General features: G+C 57.5%; 16 protein-coding genes. 6 read left to right on the forward strand and 10 right to left on the reverse strand.

Features of this window, described 5'->3' with window-relative positions; genetic code table 11:
* Positions 1-508: 508 nt before the first annotated feature.
* Positions 509-1,585 carry an S-methyl-5-thioribose-1-phosphate isomerase gene (gene mtnA, locus JWR17_RS00095; protein ID WP_299827106.1) on the reverse strand — a complete coding sequence of 359 codons (1,077 nt, stop codon included), beginning with the start codon at positions 1,583-1,585 and terminating at the stop codon, positions 509-511.
* 136 nt (positions 1,586-1,721) lie between these two features.
* On the opposite strand from mtnA, the gene JWR17_RS00100 reads away from it, so the two are divergent.
* The 4 genes from JWR17_RS00100 (at position 1,722) to JWR17_RS00115 (ending at position 5,439) form a co-directional block, all read left to right on the forward strand.
* On the forward strand, positions 1,722-3,062 hold the full coding sequence (locus JWR17_RS00100) for a TRZ/ATZ family hydrolase (RefSeq protein WP_299827109.1): 1,341 nt from the start codon (positions 1,722-1,724) through the stop codon (positions 3,060-3,062).
* 60 nt (positions 3,063-3,122) lie between these two features.
* Complete coding sequence (gene ubiG, locus JWR17_RS00105; protein ID WP_299827111.1) at positions 3,123-3,821, forward strand: bifunctional 2-polyprenyl-6-hydroxyphenol methylase/3-demethylubiquinol 3-O-methyltransferase UbiG; 699 nt, start codon at positions 3,123-3,125, stop codon at positions 3,819-3,821.
* Between the two features lie 4 nt (positions 3,822-3,825).
* Positions 3,826-4,497, forward strand: a complete 672-nt coding sequence (gene mupP / locus JWR17_RS00110; RefSeq protein WP_299827113.1) for an N-acetylmuramic acid 6-phosphate phosphatase MupP — start codon at positions 3,826-3,828, stop codon at positions 4,495-4,497.
* Between the two features lie 201 nt (positions 4,498-4,698).
* Positions 4,699-5,439 (forward strand): YciK family oxidoreductase, encoded by a 741-nt coding sequence (locus JWR17_RS00115; protein ID WP_299827115.1) that lies wholly within the window; start codon positions 4,699-4,701, stop codon positions 5,437-5,439.
* Positions 5,440-5,706: 267 nt separating this feature from the next.
* On the opposite strand, the gene JWR17_RS00120 is transcribed toward JWR17_RS00115, so the two are convergent.
* The 7 genes from JWR17_RS00120 to JWR17_RS00150 all read right to left on the reverse strand — a co-directional run bounded on the left by JWR17_RS00120 (position 5,707) and on the right by JWR17_RS00150 (position 13,596).
* Positions 5,707-6,489 (reverse strand): TenA family transcriptional regulator, encoded by a 783-nt coding sequence (locus JWR17_RS00120; RefSeq protein ID WP_299827117.1) that lies wholly within the window; start codon positions 6,487-6,489, stop codon positions 5,707-5,709.
* A 72-nt stretch (positions 6,490-6,561) separates the two neighbouring features.
* A complete protein-coding gene (locus tag JWR17_RS00125) occupies positions 6,562-9,024 on the reverse strand; it encodes an EAL domain-containing protein (protein WP_299827118.1) in 2,463 nt (820 codons plus the stop codon).
* A gap of 224 nt (positions 9,025-9,248) precedes the next feature.
* On the reverse strand, positions 9,249-11,027 hold the full coding sequence (locus tag JWR17_RS00130; protein ID WP_299827179.1) for an ABC transporter ATP-binding protein: 1,779 nt from the start codon (positions 11,025-11,027) through the stop codon (positions 9,249-9,251).
* Positions 11,028-11,058: 31 nt separating this feature from the next.
* Positions 11,059-11,661: a DsbA family protein gene (locus JWR17_RS00135; RefSeq protein ID WP_299827181.1), complete on the reverse strand. Its 603-nt coding sequence runs from the start codon at positions 11,659-11,661 to the stop codon at positions 11,059-11,061.
* Positions 11,662-11,697: 36 nt separating this feature from the next.
* The gene (locus JWR17_RS00140; protein ID WP_299827120.1) at positions 11,698-12,636 is read right to left on the reverse strand and encodes a rhodanese-related sulfurtransferase; all 939 of its coding nucleotides are present in this window, start codon (positions 12,634-12,636) and stop codon (positions 11,698-11,700) included.
* Positions 12,637-12,756: 120 nt separating this feature from the next.
* Positions 12,757-13,050 (reverse strand): BolA family transcriptional regulator, encoded by a 294-nt coding sequence (locus JWR17_RS00145; protein ID WP_299827122.1) that lies wholly within the window; start codon positions 13,048-13,050, stop codon positions 12,757-12,759.
* A gap of 12 nt (positions 13,051-13,062) precedes the next feature.
* Positions 13,063-13,596 carry a DUF2059 domain-containing protein gene (locus JWR17_RS00150; protein WP_299827124.1) on the reverse strand — a complete coding sequence of 178 codons (534 nt, stop codon included), beginning with the start codon at positions 13,594-13,596 and terminating at the stop codon, positions 13,063-13,065.
* 184 nt (positions 13,597-13,780) lie between these two features.
* Between JWR17_RS00150 and JWR17_RS00155 the strand changes: the two genes are divergently transcribed.
* Entirely contained in the window at positions 13,781-15,169 is a 1,389-nt protein-coding gene (locus JWR17_RS00155) for a class II fumarate hydratase (RefSeq protein WP_299827126.1), read from the forward strand.
* Positions 15,170-15,305: 136 nt separating this feature from the next.
* Here the strand turns inward: JWR17_RS00155 and JWR17_RS00160 are convergent, their stop codons facing one another.
* A complete protein-coding gene (locus JWR17_RS00160; protein ID WP_299827128.1) occupies positions 15,306-16,265 on the reverse strand; it encodes a DMT family transporter in 960 nt (319 codons plus the stop codon).
* Positions 16,266-16,492: 227 nt separating this feature from the next.
* Between JWR17_RS00160 and JWR17_RS00165 the strand changes: the two genes are divergently transcribed.
* A complete protein-coding gene (locus JWR17_RS00165) occupies positions 16,493-16,705 on the forward strand; it encodes a DUF6316 family protein (protein ID WP_299827130.1) in 213 nt (70 codons plus the stop codon).
* An 8-nt stretch (positions 16,706-16,713) separates the two neighbouring features.
* Here the strand turns inward: JWR17_RS00165 and JWR17_RS00170 are convergent, their stop codons facing one another.
* On the reverse strand, positions 16,714-17,319 hold the full coding sequence (locus JWR17_RS00170) for a DTW domain-containing protein (RefSeq protein WP_299827132.1): 606 nt from the start codon (positions 17,317-17,319) through the stop codon (positions 16,714-16,716).
* Between the last annotated feature and the right edge of the window lie 8 nt (positions 17,320-17,327).

Here is a 17,327-nt window from a genome sequence, read left to right on the forward strand (position 1 = left end):
TGGAGCGCGAAGCGGTCCCCAAGCGGTAAATACAGAACTAGCAGTCAGAAACCGAATCCGCCACTCCACGGCCTTCGGCCAGAAGCGGGCAGGCAGCAGCCCAAACGCATAACTGCTGTTGATCTTCGCTTGTAAACCAGCAGGCCCGCAGGGCCTTCATCAATCAGGCCCCGTAAAACCATCTAGGCCGAGTGCAGGCGTTGCGCAGGGGGTAACGAGGCAAGGATGCCGAGTTAGCCGTGCGCGGCCAGGGATGGCCGCTCACGGCGACCCCCGGAGCGGCGCCGGAACGAGGGAAGTCGAGCCTTAGCGAGACCCGATGGTGAGGCAAGCGTTTTTGGTTACTTTTTTGGCGGTTGAAAAAAGTGACTCGCTGTAAGAGCGAAACCATAAGACCAGCAACCACACATAATGGATATACACACCAAATCCAGCGCCAATACGTAGCCAATACACTGCCTCGCCAACAAGTTGGCTTCTACAGATACGGGACGCCCGCAGGTTTCCGTCAATGCAACCGCTTACGACACATCAACAACGCCATCTTCGCGGTGTCGGGCCGCTCAACAATGCCCTTCTCAGTCACAATCGCATCAATCAAATCCGCCGGCGTAACATCAAACACCGGATTAAACGCATCAACATCCGCCCCAACCCGCTTGCCACCCAATTCCAGCAACTCACGACTTTCGCGCTCTTCAATAGGAATGTCGTCACCGCTGGCCAGGGCCATGTCGATGGTCGAACTAGGCGCGACGACCATAAAACGTACGCCGTGGTGCATGGCCGCGACGGCCAGCTGGTAAGTACCGATTTTGTTCGCCACGTCACCGTTGGCGGTAATGCGGTCGGCGCCGACGATGACCCAGGTAATGCCTTTGGTCTTCATCAAATGTGCAGCTGCCGAGTCAGCATTGACCGTGACAGGGATACCTTCGTTGGCCAGTTCCCAGGCAGTCAGCCGTGATCCCTGGAGCCAAGGCCGGGTTTCGTCGGCATATACGCGCTCGATCATGCCCTCCAGATGCGCTGCCCGGATCACGCCCAGAGCCGTACCAAATCCACCGGTTGCCAGCGCACCGGTGTTGCAATGAGTCAATACGGTTTGCAGGTTGCCTTGATGCTTGCGGATCAGGTCAGCACCGAGCTGGGCCATGGTCAGGTTAGCTTCGCGGTCGCTGAGGTGAATCGCCACCGCCTCTGCTTCCAACACCGCCAACGGCGATTCATTGTTCTTAATCCGTGCCAAGCGATCGCGCATGCGGTTTAGCGCCCAGAACAGATTGACCGCAGTGGGTCGCGAATTGGCCAGCACTTCGAAGTCCTGTACCAGCGCCCCGGCCCAGTCGCCACCTTTGGCAAATCGCTCGCGCGCCGCCAGGGCAATGCCGTAGGCCGCAGCGATGCCAATGGCTGGCGCGCCACGCACGACCATCGAACGAATCGCCTCTGCCACACCCGCAGCGGTGGTGTAGGCATGCCAGGTTTCCTCGAATGGCAGCACACGCTGATCGAGCAAATACAGAGCGTCGTCCCGCCAATCGATGGCTTTCACCTTCTCCGCAGCCAATAGTCGATCGCGCATCTGTCACCCCACCACTGAGAAATTCAAAAAGCTGGAAATCAAAAGCCGCCGATTATAGCGAGCCGCCCACCAAGACGCTCGGGTATACTTCGCCGTCCCTGTCCCTTTACATAAGATAAGCCCTGGAAGCCCCGCCATGCCCAACGCCGCCGCCCCGCTCGACCTGCTGCTCTTGCCCACTTGGCTGGTGCCGGTCGAACCTGCCGGGGTAGTCCTTAAAGAGCATGGCCTGGGCATTCGCGATGGCCTTATTGTCTACCTCGGCCCCAGAGCCGAAGCCTTGAAACAGCCAGCACTGGAAGTCCGCGAGCTGCCGGGCATGTTACTCAGCCCTGGTTTGATCAATGCCCATGGGCATGCGGCGATGACGTTGTTTCGTGGGTTGGCCGATGATTTGCCATTGATGACCTGGCTGGAGAACCACATCTGGCCCGCCGAAGCCAAATGGGTCGATGAAGAGTTTGTCCGTGATGGCACCGACCTGGCCATCGCCGAGCAACTGAAAGGCGGCATCACCTGTTTCTCTGACATGTACTTCTATCCGCAAGTTGCCAGCGAACGTGTGCATAACAGCGGCATCCGCGCACAAATCACCGTGCCGGTGCTGGATTTTCCGATTCCCGGAGCACGCACCACTGACGAAGCGCTGCATAAAGGCGTCGAGCTGTTCAACGACCTCAAGCACCATCCGCGAATCAAAATTGCCTTCGGCCCCCATGCGCCGTACACCATTGGCGACGACAACCTGGAAAAAATCCGCATCCTCGCCGATGAGCTCGACGCGATGATCCACATGCACGTGCATGAGACCGCCTTCGAAGTGCAACAGTCCATAGAGACACGCCAGGAACGGCCATTGGCCCGACTGAACCGCCTCGGACTGTTGGGCCCGCGCTTTCAAGCGGTGCACATGACTCAGATCAGCGACGAAGACCTGGCGTTACTGGTAGAAAGCAACTCCAGCGTGATCCATTGCCCGGAATCGAACCTGAAGCTGGCCAGCGGTTTTTGCCCAGTGGAGCGTTTGTGGCAGGCCGGGGTCAACGTCGCGGTGGGCACCGACGGCGCCGCCAGCAACAATGATTTGGACCTGCTAGGCGAAACCCGCACCGCAGCGCTGCTGGCAAAAGCTGTTGCAGGCTCGGCGACTGCACTGGACGCCCACCGCGCGCTGCGCATGGCCACGCTGAACGGAGCACGCGCCATGGGCATTCAGGCCGAAACCGGCTCGCTGGAAATTGGCAAGGCCGCCGATATGGTCGCATTTGACCTGTCCGGACTGGCCCAACAGCCGGTTTATGACCCGGTGTCACAGCTTATATATGCCACCGGCCGCGACTGTGTCACCCATGTTTGGGTGGCGGGTAAGCATTTACTCGACGACAAGCGCCTGACGCGCATGGACGAACAAGCGCTGTGCGCAACCGCCAAGGCGTGGGGCCAGCGGATATCGGGCCAAAAAAGCCAGACCGAATAATGACCGTTTGGGTCTAACCCCCCGAGCAGGTCGCAAGAATCAAGTTTTAGAGGATTACCCATGAGCAACGTCGACCACGCTGAAATCGCTAAATTCGAGGCTTTGGCCCATCGCTGGTGGGACCGCAACAGCGAATTCAAGCCGCTGCACGACATCAACCCGCTGCGGGTCAACTGGATCGACGAACGCGTCAGTCTCGCGGGCAAGTCCGTACTGGATGTGGGGTGTGGCGGCGGTATTCTCAGCGAAGCCATGGCCCTGCGCGGCGCTACGGTCATGGGCATCGACATGGGTGAAGCACCGTTAGCGGTTGCGCGGTTGCATCAGTTGGAATCCGGCGTGACCGTCGATTATCGACAGATCACCGCCGAAGACCTGGCCGACGAAATGCCCGAGCAGTTCGATGTGGTGACGTGCCTGGAAATGCTGGAGCACGTGCCCGATCCTTCGTCAGTGATTCGTGCCTGTTTTCGCATGGTCAAGCCGGGCGGCCAAGTGTTTTTCTCTACCATCAACCGCAACCCCAAGGCGTACCTGTTCGCGATTATCGGCGCTGAATACATCATGGGCTTGCTGCCGCGCGGTACGCACGATTTCAAGAAATTCATTCGCCCTTCCGAATTGGGTGCCTGGAGCCGAGAAGCCGGTTTGCAGGTCAAGGACATCATCGGCCTGACCTACAACCCGCTGACCAAGCACTACAAGTTAGCGTCCGACGTCGATGTCAACTACATGATTCAAACACTTCGAGAGGCGTGAACCCATGCGTTTGCGAGCGGTTTTGTTCGACATGGACGGTACGCTGCTCGATACCGCGCCGGATTTCATCGCCATCTGCCAGAGCATGCTTGCCGACCGTGGCTTTCCTGCGGTGGCAGACAAATTGATACGTGATGAAATCTCCGGTGGTGCCAAGGCAATGGTGGCGGCGACGTTCGCGCTGTCGCCCACTGCGCCGGAGTTTGAAGCGCTGCGCCTGGAATTTCTTGAACGCTATCAAGTGGATTGCGCCGTCCACAGCAAGCTGTTCGATGGCATGGCGCAGTTATTGGCCGACATCGAGAAAGCCAAGCTGATCTGGGGCGTGGTCACCAATAAACCGGTGCGCTTTGCTCAGCCGATCATGGAGCAACTGGGATTGGCGAAGCGCTCGGCCATCCTGATCTGCCCGGACCATGTGACCCACAGCAAGCCGCACCCGGAACCGCTGATTCTCGCCTGCAAGATGCTTGATCTGCCCCCGGCCAGCGTGTTGTTTGTCGGCGATGACTTACGTGACATCGAGTCGGGCCGCGACGCCGGGACCAAAACCGCCGCGGTGCGTTATGGCTATATCCACCCACACGACAACCCGGATCATTGGGGCGCCGACGTCGTGGTCGATCACCCGTCGGACCTGCGCCGCGTACTCGATAACGCGCTGTGTAGCTGCTGAATTGCTGAGTACTGGCTTTTGTAAGAGCGCGCTTGCCCGCGATCGGCGGCGAGGCAGTGGTAATTCAGACAGCTCGTTCTTCCTGTGCAGGCTGTGTAAGACCTGATTTGGGCATTTGGGACCGCTTCGCGATCCATCGCGGGCAAGCGCGCTCCTACAATGACGGTGTGTGCTGCGCTATTTATTTCTGCTGGAGTTTTTATGTTTGATTATTCTGCACCCGCTGAACTGCTCAAGGGCCGGGTTATTCTGGTGACGGGCGCTGGCCGTGGGATTGGTGCTGCGGCGGCCAAGACCTACGCGGCGCATGGTGCCACGGTGCTGTTGCTGGGCAAGACCGAAGCCAACCTGACTCAGGTCTACGATGAAATCGAAGCCGCGGGCCATCCTCAGCCAGGCGTCATTCCGTTCAACCTTGAGACCGCCCTGCCCCATCAATACGATGAATTGGCAGCGATGATCGAAACTGAATTCGGCCACCTCGACGGCTTGCTACACAACGCCTCGATCATTGGCCCACGAACGCCGATAGAACAGCTGTCCGGCGAGAACTTCATGCGCGTCATGCACATCAACGTCAACGCCATGTTCATGCTCACCAGCACCCTGCTGCCACTGCTCAAGCTGTCCAGCGACGCCTCGGTAGTCTTCACCTCCAGCAGTGTCGGACGCAAAGGCCGGGCTTATTGGGGTGCGTACGGGGTGTCGAAATTCGCCACGGAAGGCTTTATGCAAACCCTGGCCGATGAGTTGGAAGACGTCGCAGCCGTTCGCGCCAACAGCATCAACCCCGGCGCTACCCGCACCAGCATGCGCGCCCAGGCGTACCCGGGCGAAAACCCACAAAACAACCCCGCGCCTGAAGCCATCATGCCCGTGTACCTGTATTTGATGGGTCCGGACAGCTCCGGCGTCAACGGCCAGGCATTCGACGCTCAATGACTCATAGACCGTTTCCCTGGCGGGTAAACGACGTGCACGGACATGCCGTCGGCAATGACGTGCACAAGGCCGTAACGAATTCGATCAGGGGTTGACTGCGTAATATCGATAGGGTGTTCAGGTTCGGCGCAGAAGGGTTTTTAACCGTGCGGTCCAATACCCCGGGCGACGCGGCGGCAATGGCGGGTTAAGCTCGATTAGCTCGATGCGCTCAACCAGCTCAATACTTCGAACCTACAGCTCACAGCTTGAAGCGCGTACCTGCGTCTATGCCTTTTCTACTGCCCGCTCGCGAGCATGTGGCGCTTTTTCCTGCTGCATGCAGCGTTCCAGGAACAGGTACATGTAATCATAGCTTTTGGTGATGGCCTGGCGAAGCTCTGTCTGCAGCTGAACGCTTGGGTTATTGCCAGCCAACGTGCAGATAATTTCCAGCGCTTCCCACGGGTGAGAGTCATCGTACTGCGCGTGCATTTTCAACCATTTCATTGCGCGCTTGCGTTGGTCGTCGGGGAAACCCGCCGCATACACGTCGCTTGAGCACACAACGGCAGACCACTCACCGGTCGCGCCTTCAATGGCGTAATTAGTGGCCGCCACAGCGACGATCAATGAATCTGACGCGCTGGTGTGCCAGCACCAATGGCTAAGCGCATGTAACTCCGACGGCACATGCTGAGCCTGCAAGTCTTGCAGACTGACGCCGTGGGCGAGGCTCCAATTCACCCAATAATCAGCATGATTGAGTTCAACCCGAATATTTCGCATCAACCAGCGACGCGCCATGTCTTCGCCGGGATGACGGGCGAAACGGGTCTTGGTCAGGTTTTGCGACATATAGATCGCAAACTGCTCTACCACCGGCCAGCCGCCAATTAAATACTGGCGCATGGTTTTAGCGCTCAAACGCCCGTCACGCATTCGCTGATAAAGCTCATGCTCGACCACCCGACGCTTGGCTTCACTGCAGTTTTGAATCAGTTGCTGCGCCCAGCCCGGGTAACTGGCGGCTTCCATAAGCGGCCCGGTTCGGCTAAAGGTATCGATCACTAGCATTCTCCTTTTTTTTGTAAGTGACAGGTCTTACGCCAACAGCACTTCACCGCCAGCGTTAAAAACAGTTTAGCGAAAAGTCCCAGGCGCCCGAAAGAGCAGCGGTGCGGGCCGAACAGGCCGGGCATGCAAGCTTTCACACGTAAACGGCTGCGGGCGCTCAATAATGTAGCCCTGCGCAAAATCAACGCCGATCTCTAACAACGCCTGCTCGATCTGGGGCGTTTCTACAAATTCGGCTATGGTTTTTTTCCCCATGACGTGGCCGATGTGATTGATTACTTCGACCATGGCCCGATTAATCGGGTCATCAAGCATGTCCTTGACGAAGCTACCGTCTATCTTGAGAAAGTCTACAGGCAAATGTTTGAGGTAAGCGAACGACGACATCCCGGCACAGAAGTCATCCAGCGAGAACAGGCACCCTAACCCTTTTAACTCGTTAATAAAACGGATTGCGCTGCCAAGGTTAGAGATGGCACTGGTTTCGGTAATTTCAAAGCAAATCAGATCAGGAGGTATCTGGTAGGTGTCAAACTGCTCCTTCAGATACTCCAAAAACGCGTCATCGCCGATACTGGTGCCTGACAGGTTGATCGCACACATCGCCATCGGCCCCGTGTGTTTATTTTCGCGCAGGCATTGAGCGATGATTTTGAACACGTTCTGCACCACCCAACGATCAAGGGTGGTCATCAGCCCATAACGCTCGGCAGCAGGAATGAAACTGTCGGGCAAAATCATCCGCCCGGTTTCATCACGCAAGCGCAGGAGGATTTCGATATGGCCTCCGTGGTGGGCATTCACTTGCCCGATGTCGGCAATTTCCTGGGCGTATAGGCAGAAACGGTTTTCTTCCAGTGCGATGTGCAAACGCTGAACCCAGGCCATTTCACCGAAACGCATGGAGAGCTCCGAATCGTCGGCGTGATACACCTGCACCCGGTTACGGCCTTTTTCCTTGGCCATGTAGCACGCCATGTCTGCCGCGCGCAGCGAGGTTTCGAGGGTGGTCGGGCTTTGGGAAATATGCACCAGGCCAATACTGACCGTGGTCACGAATGGCCGACCCTTCCAGACGAAATGCAGGCTTTGCACCGTTGCACGCAGGGACTCTGCAATGCGTTCGGCGGCTTGCGGCGGACAGTTTTTCAGCAGGATGCCAAATTCGTCGCCGCCCAGTCGCGCCAGTGTGTCGCCTTCACGCAGGCCCTGCTGGAGCAACGTGCAAATATGTCGCAGCAGCTCGTCACCCGCCGCATGGCCGCTGGTATCGTTAACCAGTTTGAATTGATCGAGGTCCAGGAACATCAGTGAATGCCGATCCGAATGGCGCGTCAGCATGCCCAGCGCCTGCTCCAGACGTAATTCGAATTCACGCCGGTTGGCCAACCCGGTCAAGGCGTCATGGGTTGCCTGCCAGGACAGGTTGGCGATGTACTGCCGTTCCTGAGTCATATCATGCAAGACCAGCACGGTGCCGCTGGTTTTGCCATTGGTCTGGATGGGCGAACCCACCAGCGCCACCGAGACCGTGCTGCCATCGAGCCGTTGGATCAGCCGGGAATGCTCACTGCCGCCACTCAACTTTCCACCGAGAATGTGCTCGATGAGGGTGAAGCTGTCTTTCTGGTCGTTCTCGTCCAACAGGTTGAACAGCGCGGCCAGGGGCAACCCTTGAGCCTGATCGCTTTTCCAGTGGGTCAGCTGCTCGGCGGCGGGGTTCATGTAGGCAATCGAACCGTCGACATCGGTGGTGATCACCCCGTCGCCAATGGACTCAAGGGTTACCTGGGCGCGTTCTTTTTCCTGCTGCAACGCACTGGCAAACGCCCGGCGCTGCGTCAGCAGTTTATGGGTGCGCAGCAGCGCCAACAAAATCAATCCCAAGGCGGTGGTCATGTTGACTATCAACAGCAGCCGCAAGATAAACCGTGAGCCTTCTCCCAATGCGTCACTGAACGCTTTGGCCGCCGGAGTAACACCCTCGTTGATCGCATTAATCCGCGTCTTCCAGCCCAATACGTCGCCATCGCTGACCGTACCTTGGGTAACGGCGCTGTGCATCTGCCGCGCAATAGCATCAAGTTGCAGCAAATACCCGTCGCCAATCCGCCATAAGTCGATGGCTTTTTCCAGGTAGCTGAAATGACGGAAATTCAGATACAGCCAAATAATGCTCGGTGCATCATCCGGGTGGTTACCGCCTTGCAAAAGTCCGGCACGGGCAGCCGACAAGTCTGGAATCGGACGATCAAGGGCCACGCGCAGATCGTGACCCCCTTGAGGAATAGCAATTGCTTCCTGGTACTTCAGGTAGTTCTGCTCATCCCGGCTATTGGCATATAAGTTCAGGTAGTAAATGGCGTCTTTCTGCCCTTTCGACCACAGACTTTCACCGGCGACATAACCACGCACAGCTGACAGCGTGTACAGGCTCAAACACCCCAAAAGCGCCTGAAACAGCACAACGGCGATAAATGGCCAAACGATACCCAACAACCGGGGCTCAAGACTGCGCGTTCGCTTCATGGGTTCCCTTTCATAATCCGTCCTTTAATACTCACCATGTAGCAAAGTGACAGTGCTCTCAGACTAGGCTAAACCGCGCGACAACAGGTCTTTTTTCTTAAAAATTAAAACGATGCGGCAGGGCAATACGCGCCCGTCATCAGCGGTACTCCATATGAATACGAAGAACAGGGAAAAGTTCGCGCTATAGCGCATGGAAATAAAAATCTGTAACGACGTCGCCGCTAGATTTGTTGTAGATGCCCATAGAGTTTGGCGTAAAGACCGCCGTCTGCGATCAACTGTTGATGGTCGCCATCTTCGGCGATACGCCCGCCATCAAACACCAGTACCCGGTCCGCCTGTTTCACCGCCGAGAGACGATGAGCAATGATCAATGTGGTGCGGCCGCTGAGAAAACGCGCCAGCGCTTGATGCAGGTTGTATTCGGTGGCGGCGTCCAGAGCCGATGTCGCTTCATCGAGGATAACGACCTTAGGTTCAGCCAACACCATACGGGCGATGGCCAATCGTTGCCGCTGGCCGCCAGACAAGCGCACCCCGGAACGGCCGACGATGGTGTCCAGACCCTTGGGCAAACTGTGAATCGTCACGTCCAGCTGAGCGATTTCCAGCGCCCGCCAGCAGCTTTCGTCACTGCGCTCACGGCCCATGGTCAAGTTGGCGCGTACGCTGTCGTTGAATAACGCGGGGTGTTGCAGCACCACGGCGACATGTTCGCGCACGGATTCCAGACCAATGTCCTGCTGGGTCATGCCACCAAAACGGATGCTGCCGGACTGCGCCGTATACAGCCCGAGCAGCAATTGCACCAAGGTGCTTTTGCCGCCGCCGCTGGCACCGACGATGGCAACCTTCTCTCCCGGTTCGATCGTCAGGTTCAACTGATCAAGCACCGGTTCTTCGCCATAGCGGAAGGTCAGGTTACGCACCTCGATGCCAACCGTCTCATGCCCGGTAAACGGGTCACCGCCACCGGGGTAGTGCGGCTCATCGGCGCGCGCCAGCAATTCGTTGATCCGGGTTAGCGCGCCGCCCGCGGCGTAGTACGCATACTGCAGATTGAGCAGTTGTTCCACCGGGCCGATCATGAACCATAAGTAACTGAACACCGCGAGCATTTGGCCGATGGACAGGTCGGAGAACAGCACGGTAAGCATGGCCGCCGCGCGAAATATATCGATGCCAAATTGAAACAACAGGCCGCTGGCTCGGTTGGACGCATCGCTTTTCCATTGCGAAGCCACGGCGTAATCGCGCACTTCCCTGGCCCGCACACCGAGCCTGCCAAGAAAGAATCCCTGACGATTACCGGCGCGAACTTCTTGAATCGCATCCAGGGTTTCTGCCAGCGCTTGGGTGAAGCGTGAAGTGCTATCGTTTTCCTGCTTCTTCAAGTGCTTGACGCGTTTGCCCAGCTGTACCGTGGCGTAGATCACCAGCGGATTAAACAGCAAGATCAGCACCGCAAGTTGCCAATGCATCCACAGCAGAATGCCTGCGGTGCCCACCAGGGTCAGCATGGCGACCAGAAATCGACTCAGGGTTTCGCCGACAAACCTGTCCAGCGTGTCGAGGTCGGTGACCAGGTGCGTGGTGACGGTGCCACTGCCCAGGCTCTCGTATTCAGCCAGGGATATACGCTTGAGTCGCTCGATCAGGCGCAGGCGAATCCGATACACGATGTCTTTGGCTAACCGGGCGAACAATCGCGCCTGCAAGACGTTGAACACCAGCGCACCGAGACGCAGGGTGAAGGTCGCCAAGAGCATCAGGCCGATGTAACCCACGGCTTTTTGCAAGCCGTCAGGGAGAAAGTGATTCATGAACTTGAGGGCGGAATCGCCGTGTCCGAGCAGGACTTCGTCCACCAGCAATGGCAACAGCAACGGAATCGGCACACTGCACAAGGTGGCTAGCACGGCCACGCCGTTGGCGATCCACAGCGATTTGCGGTGATGCAGTGCCAGGCGGCGAATTTCGGCCCAGCTCAGTCGGTCAATGCGCGGTGCCGAATCAGCGTGATGCGGTTGTTCAGACACTGGCTGCACGCTCCAGCCAACGACTGAGCAACGGAGCCAGTTCATCGAGGGATTGATAGCCGTTAGTCAGCAGCGCCAGTTGACCCTTACGCTCAGCGAGTAGGGTCGGGAAGCCGGCAATCCCCAAGTCTTGCACCCAGGTAAAGTCCGCCGCTGTGGCCGTCAGTTGTTCAGCGCTGTCGAAGGCCTCGGCGAACACGATGCGTGGCAGGCCCGCCTGTTCCGCCAGTTCAACCAGCACCGAGGCCTGGGTCACGTCGCGGCCTTCGGTGTAGAACGCCGTTTGAATCAATTTGACCAGTCCCCAGGCCATCTGCGGATCAAGGCTGCGTGCTGCGACCATGGCGCGACATGCAGGCTCTGTGTCGTAGACAAATCCATCTGGCAATGCGCTGTCAAACAGAAACGGCTGACCGGTGAGCTTCGCCACCGCTTGCCAGTGTTCAAGGATGTAGCGGCGCGTGGTGGGTTCAAGCGCCGCGCCGCTGCCCGTGCGTAAACCGCCCGCTACCAGATGCAGCTCCACGCCCGCCGCCTGCGCCTGTTGCACCAAGGCTTCGGCCACCGGCGCAAAGCCCCAGCACCAGGAACACATAGGGTCCATCACATAGAGCAGGCGGGCTTGCATGGCTCAGGCCTCGGTAGGCAGTCGATAGTTGCGACCGATAGGGTGCGGTTCGTTGCGCGCTTTCGCCAGTTCGATTTGCTTCTGCCGGTCAATGGCGCTGCGCCGGGTTTTGTCGCTCAATTTATCCCAGCAATGGGGGCAGCTAATGCCGGGTGTGTAGTGTTCGCTGGCCCGGTCTTCGACGCTGACGGGCGTGCGGCACGCGTGGCATTGATCGTAGTTGCCCTCGGTCAGGTCGTGGCGAACGGTCACTCGGTTATCGAATACAAAACAGTCGCCGCGCCACTGGCTTTCATCCTGCGGGACTGTTTCCAGGTACTTGAGGATGCCGCCCTTGAGGTGGTAAACCTCGTCAAAGCCTTGGCTGAGCATGTAGCTGGAGGCTTTTTCACAGCGAATGCCGCCGGTGCAGAACATGGCGACTTTCTTGTGCCTGGCCGGGTCGAAGTGGGCTTTGATGTAGTCAGGGAATTCGCGAAAGCTGGTGGTCTTTGGATCGATAGCGCCTTGGAACGTACCTATCGACACTTCGTAGTCGTTGCGGGTATCGATCAGTAGGACTTCAGGGTCGCTGATCAGCGCATTCCAGTTTTCCGGATCGACATAGGTGCCGACCTGTTTGTTCGGGTCGACGCCTTCAACCCCAAGGGTGACGATTTCTTTCTTGAGCTTAACCTTGGTCCGGTAGAACGGCTGATCGTCACAGTACGATTCCTTGTGATCGATATCGTCCATGCGCGGGTCGTTTTTCAGCCAGGCCATCAAACCGTCGATACCTTCACGGCTGCCGGAAACGGTGCCGTTGATGCCTTCTTCAGCGATGAGCAGCGTGCCTTTGATGCCGTTGTCGACCATCGCTTGCTGCAGGGGCTCGCGCAGGTCAACGTAATCGGTCAGCGTGACGAATTTATACAATGCCGCCACGACAATCTTTTGAGTCATGTTGTTTCTCCAGGTGGGTGCTCTCGCAAAGAGCCGACCCGATACAAAAAAAAGCGCCGACTAAGCGGCGCGATCACGATTCTAACAAAATCCAACAATGAAAACTGTAGGAGCTCAACCTCAGTGGCCACCAGCACACGTCGGTGACTCGGGAGCGGCAGCGGTTTTAGCCCATTCTTCGGGCGTGTAGGTGTGCAGCGCCAAGGCATGGAACTCGCCCATCAGATCACCCAGCGCGGCGTAAACCTTCTGGTGACGCTTGACCGCATTCAAGCCGGCAAACTGATCACTGACCAGCACCGCCTTGAAATGGGTTTGCAGGCCACGGCTGTGCATGTGGCTTTCATCAAGCACTTGCAGGTGCTGCGGCTGCAAAGCGGCCAGCGCCGCCTCGATTCGCTGTTGCATGGTCATGTTGGGCTTCGCTTAAGGCTTCTTGGCCGGAGCAGGAGGTGGGACAGCGTTCTTGCCCGGGTCCAGTTCATTGGTCATATCGGCCAGCAACTTGTTGACAACCGGTACTGCGGCTTCCAGTTTACCTTGGGTCAACTGAGCCGATTGCTGAGTCAGTTCAGGCATCTTGGTCAATACTTTCTTGCCCAGTGGGGACTGATAGAACGCAACCAGATCCTTCAACTCTTGCTCAGTAAAGTTCGCGGTGTAGAGCTTGACCATGTCTGGCTTAAGCTTGTTCCAGCCAATGGATTGGTCCAGGGCGGCGTTGGCTTTGGCCTGGTACGTTTCAAGCAGGGCTTTTTTCGACTCAGGGGCTTTGGACTCGTCAAAGCGCTGTAGGAACATTTGCTGCACTTGCATGTACACCGGGGTACCGAGCTTATCGGCATGAGCCAGCTTCAGGAAAGTTTCGGCACTGGCGTTGTGGCTAGCGGTATCGGCAAAAACCTGGCCGCTGGCGCATACCAGAGCAACCGCAGTACAGATGGCACGAAGACGGGTCATCGAGTTTCCTTATCATCTAGCAGGCGAGGCTGAACCCCAAGGCCGAACATTCTGCACCCATGTCCGCTTGCGGCTCAAGCCCTGACTGCCTCAGCGGTTCGTTCAGCGGCTTAAAAGCCGTTTCAGGGAACCCCTCGGGATTAACTAAGCCTAAACTGCGCATTCAGCCATGAGGAGCAAGCAGATGAGCCGTATCGAAACCGACAGCATTGGTCAGATCGACGTTCCCGACGACGCTTATTGGGGGGCTCAGACTCAACGCTCGCTGATTAACTTTGCCATCGGTGACCAGCGTATGCCGCTGGCTGTACTGCATGCCCTGGCATTGATCAAAAAAGCTGCAGCGCGAGTCAATGACCGTAACGGCGACCTGCCCGCTGATATTGCCCGCCTGATCGAACAGTCGGCCGATGAAGTTCTGGGGGGCCAACTGGATGGGCAATTCCCACTGGTGGTGTGGCAGACCGGCAGCGGCACCCAAAGCAACATGAACGTCAACGAAGTGATTGCCGGGCGCGCTAATGAGTTGGCCGGCAAGGGTCGCGGCGGCAAGTCCCCGGTGCACCCCAACGACCATGTAAATCGGTCGCAAAGCTCTAACGATTGTTTCCCAACGGCGATGCACATTGCCGCAGCGCAAGCGGTCAATGAACATCTGCTACCAGCGATTGCTGAATTGTCCGACGGCCTGGCTGAGCAATCCGCGCGGCATATGGGGCTGGTTAAAACCGGTCGTACGCACATGATGGACGCGACGCCCATCACCTTTGGCCAAGAGCTGTCGGCGTTCGTGGCGCAGCTGGATTACTCCGTCAAAGCGATTCGGCACACGCTGCCAGCGGTGTACGAGCTGGCCCAGGGCGGCACCGCTGTGGGCACTGGCTTGAACGCACCACAAGGGTTTGCCGAAGCAGTGGCTGCGGAATTGGCGGCGCTTTCCGGCCTGCCCTTCGTCACTGCGCCGAACAAATTTGCCGCGCTGGCAGGTCATGAGCCGCTGACGGCATTATCTGGCGCGCTGAAAACCTTGGCCGTGACCTTGATGAAAATCGCCAACGACCTGCGTCTGCTGGGTTCCGGTCCGCGGGCGGGCCTGGCTGAAGTCAAGTTGCCGGCCAACGAGCCGGGCAGTTCGATCATGCCAGGCAAGGTCAACCCGACTCAGTGCGAAGCGCTGTCGATGCTGGCCTGCCAGGTCTTGGGCAATGATGTCACGATCGGCTTCGCCGCCAGTCAGGGCCATTTGCAGTTGAACGTGTTCAAGCCCGTGATCATCCATAACCTGCTGCAATCGATTCGTTTGCTGGCAGATGGCTGCAGCAACTTCCAGGAGCACTGCGTTGCTGGAATGGAGCCTGACGCTGCAAAAATGGCCGAGCATCTGGAACGCGGCTTGATGCTGGTGACAGCGTTGAACCCACACATTGGCTACGACAAATCAGCGCAAATCGCCAAAAAAGCCTACAGCGAAGGGTTGACCCTGCGCGAAGCCTCGTTGGCGTTGGGGTTTTTGACAGAAGAAGAGTTCGACGCCTGGGTGCGGCCGGAAAATATGCTTGAGGCGGGTAAGTGACTATTAGGCCCTGCGGGGCTCTGTAAGAGCCGACTTGTTGGCGACATGCCCGGCACAGCGGTCGTCCTGAACCACCGCTGTGCTGCTGAAATCGCCAGTAAGAGTTGACCCCTCCAGAGGATTTACTGAGGGCTTGTCAAACCGCAGCCAGCCTTAGTTTCCTTGCCCGCAGTCCGGCGATTATTGAGGGGGCGAGCGCGGTGACGGCTGAGCCCAGCACGACCAATACGGCACCTGTGTAGCCCAGGCCGTTGAGGTCTTCTGCTTGCACGTAGTCCGGCCATAACCAGGCGGCCGTCGCCACTGTGGCCAAGGTGACTAACGGCGTCAGCGCCAAAGTGGCGCTGACTCGGGAGGCTTCCCAATGAGCCAATGCTTCCGCAAATGCGCCATACGCCACCAATGTGTTCAGACAGCACGCCAGCAATAGCCAACCTTGCAATGGGCTCAATTGCAGCGCTTCGGCCGGGTGTGCCCACGGCGTGATCAACAAGGCACAAAACAGGTAAATCACCATCATTACTTGCAGCGAATTCCACACGGTCAGCAGCTGTTTTTGGCTCAGGCCGTAGAACGTCCACACCGCTGAGGCCAGCAACACCGTGAGTATCCCGGCGGTGTAATCCCCCAGCGACGTCAGTAGTTCCTCCAGACGCTGATTGAAGAACAAAGCAAAACCCACCAGCAGCACCAATAGCCCAATCCCCTGGCCCATGCTGAATCGCTCTTTGAACAGAAAAACACTGCTGATAAGCAACAGAATGGGCCCTACCTGGATCACCAACTGCGCGGTGCTGGGGCTGAGCATTTTGAGGCCGATCAAGTACAACAGGTAGTTGCCCACCAAGCCGAACACCGACAGTACCAGCAGAATTTTACCTCTGCGTCCGAGTACTTTAAAACTCGGCAGGCGCCGCACCGAGGCCAGCCAGATAAACAGCAACGAGCCTGAAACCAATAGTCGGAACCACGTCACCGTCACGGGGTCCATCACTTGCAGCACTTGTTTAAGCTTGACTGGCAGGACACCCCATAACACGGCGGTGACCAGCGCCAAAGACAGGCCATACAACCAGCGGCCAGATGAAACATGCATGAAAGGACTCTCGATAATGGCAGTAACACGAAATGCTACGAAGGACGCCATTCTAGGCATGGATTGTTTGGCGACATAGGGACAGTTGCGGTGGAGATAATGGAAAACTGTGTTTATTGTCCCAACGCTGTCACAGAACTGATGGTTTTGTGCCACTGTCGAAGTGATTTAAGTTAATGTTTTGTGACTAACCCAAGCAGTCCCAGGTCCGACTTCAGGTAACGACCATGTACGGAAAGCGCTCGCAAGATCCAATCCCCACCGTTCACTACCGCAGTGATCGTGTTTCGCTGGTCAATGGGCATTACTTTTTCAGCACCCGGGAAAACACTCTGGAAGGCCCGTATTACACGCGCCTTGATGCGGAACGTGAAACCGGGGCTTACATCAATCGCATGATTCAGGCCAAGGCAGCACAGCAGTCTTCGTTGAATGGTTGATGCTGTTGCTACAGGTGATTGCGCTGATAGGTGTCTGCATCCATTGCCGCGATTTGTCCGTCGATGAGCGCGTCAAACGGTAACAACAGCTCATTGAAGGTCTGCGGCGCTTCCAACGTATTCAGCGCGTGGGTGATCGCTTCTATGGTGGATAACGCGTCCGGCCCCGGTGCTTTGCGCAATCTGTAGCGTGACGTGGCAGCCGCCCCCAGCGTGACCCGTGGCAACGCAGCCAGGGCCGGGTTCAGGTGTAGTAATTTACGTGCCTTGCGCCACGTTCCGTCCGGCACTACTAACAGCAATGGCTGACCGTGTGGCGTGTCGCTGCCGCCCGCATTCGCCTGCAACGTCTGCGCATCGTCCCCCGGAAATAATAACCGCGCCAGATAGCCCGGCCGATTCAGCAATCCGTTCAGGTCCTCAATCACCTCCCCCACTACCAACTCGGCATTGATCAGCCCCAACACGGCCAGGCGTGCAGTGTTCAGGGCATGGCCGACCTCGCTTGGATGCTGAATCACCAGCACCCGCGTGCGGCTGTCGAGCTGCGGTATCAGTGCGCACAGGCAATGGGTTTCGGGACGCAGACAACGGGCGCATTGGGTCCGGGACATGGGCGCCT

The organism is Pseudomonas sp. (assembly GCF_028293835.1).
Taxonomy (GTDB): domain Bacteria; phylum Pseudomonadota; class Gammaproteobacteria; order Pseudomonadales; family Pseudomonadaceae; genus Aquipseudomonas.

Bases quoted from the DNA above. Each gene is read 5' to 3' on its own strand.
- mtnA (WP_299827106.1), bottom strand. From the start codon at position 1,585: ATGCGCGATCGACTATTGGCTGCGGAGAAGGTGAAAGCCATCGATTGG.
- JWR17_RS00100 (WP_299827109.1), top strand. From the start codon at position 1,722: ATGCCCAACGCCGCCGCCCCGCTCGACCTGCTGCTCTTGCCCACTTGG.
- ubiG (WP_299827111.1), top strand. From the start codon at position 3,123: ATGAGCAACGTCGACCACGCTGAAATCGCTAAATTCGAGGCTTTGGCC.
- mupP (WP_299827113.1), top strand. From the start codon at position 3,826: ATGCGTTTGCGAGCGGTTTTGTTCGACATGGACGGTACGCTGCTCGAT.
- JWR17_RS00115 (WP_299827115.1), top strand. From the start codon at position 4,699: ATGTTTGATTATTCTGCACCCGCTGAACTGCTCAAGGGCCGGGTTATT.
- JWR17_RS00125 (WP_299827118.1), bottom strand. From the start codon at position 9,024: ATGAAGCGAACGCGCAGTCTTGAGCCCCGGTTGTTGGGTATCGTTTGG.
- JWR17_RS00135 (WP_299827181.1), bottom strand. From the start codon at position 11,661: ATGTGTTCCTGGTGCTGGGGCTTTGCGCCGGTGGCCGAAGCCTTGGTG.
- JWR17_RS00140 (WP_299827120.1), bottom strand. From the start codon at position 12,636: ATGACTCAAAAGATTGTCGTGGCGGCATTGTATAAATTCGTCACGCTG.
- JWR17_RS00145 (WP_299827122.1), bottom strand. From the start codon at position 13,050: ATGACCATGCAACAGCGAATCGAGGCGGCGCTGGCCGCTTTGCAGCCG.
- JWR17_RS00150 (WP_299827124.1), bottom strand. From the start codon at position 13,596: ATGACCCGTCTTCGTGCCATCTGTACTGCGGTTGCTCTGGTATGCGCC.
- JWR17_RS00155 (WP_299827126.1), top strand. From the start codon at position 13,781: ATGAGCCGTATCGAAACCGACAGCATTGGTCAGATCGACGTTCCCGAC.
- JWR17_RS00160 (WP_299827128.1), bottom strand. From the start codon at position 16,265: ATGCATGTTTCATCTGGCCGCTGGTTGTATGGCCTGTCTTTGGCGCTG.
- JWR17_RS00165 (WP_299827130.1), top strand. From the start codon at position 16,493: ATGTACGGAAAGCGCTCGCAAGATCCAATCCCCACCGTTCACTACCGC.
- JWR17_RS00170 (WP_299827132.1), bottom strand. From the start codon at position 17,319: ATGTCCCGGACCCAATGCGCCCGTTGTCTGCGTCCCGAAACCCATTGC.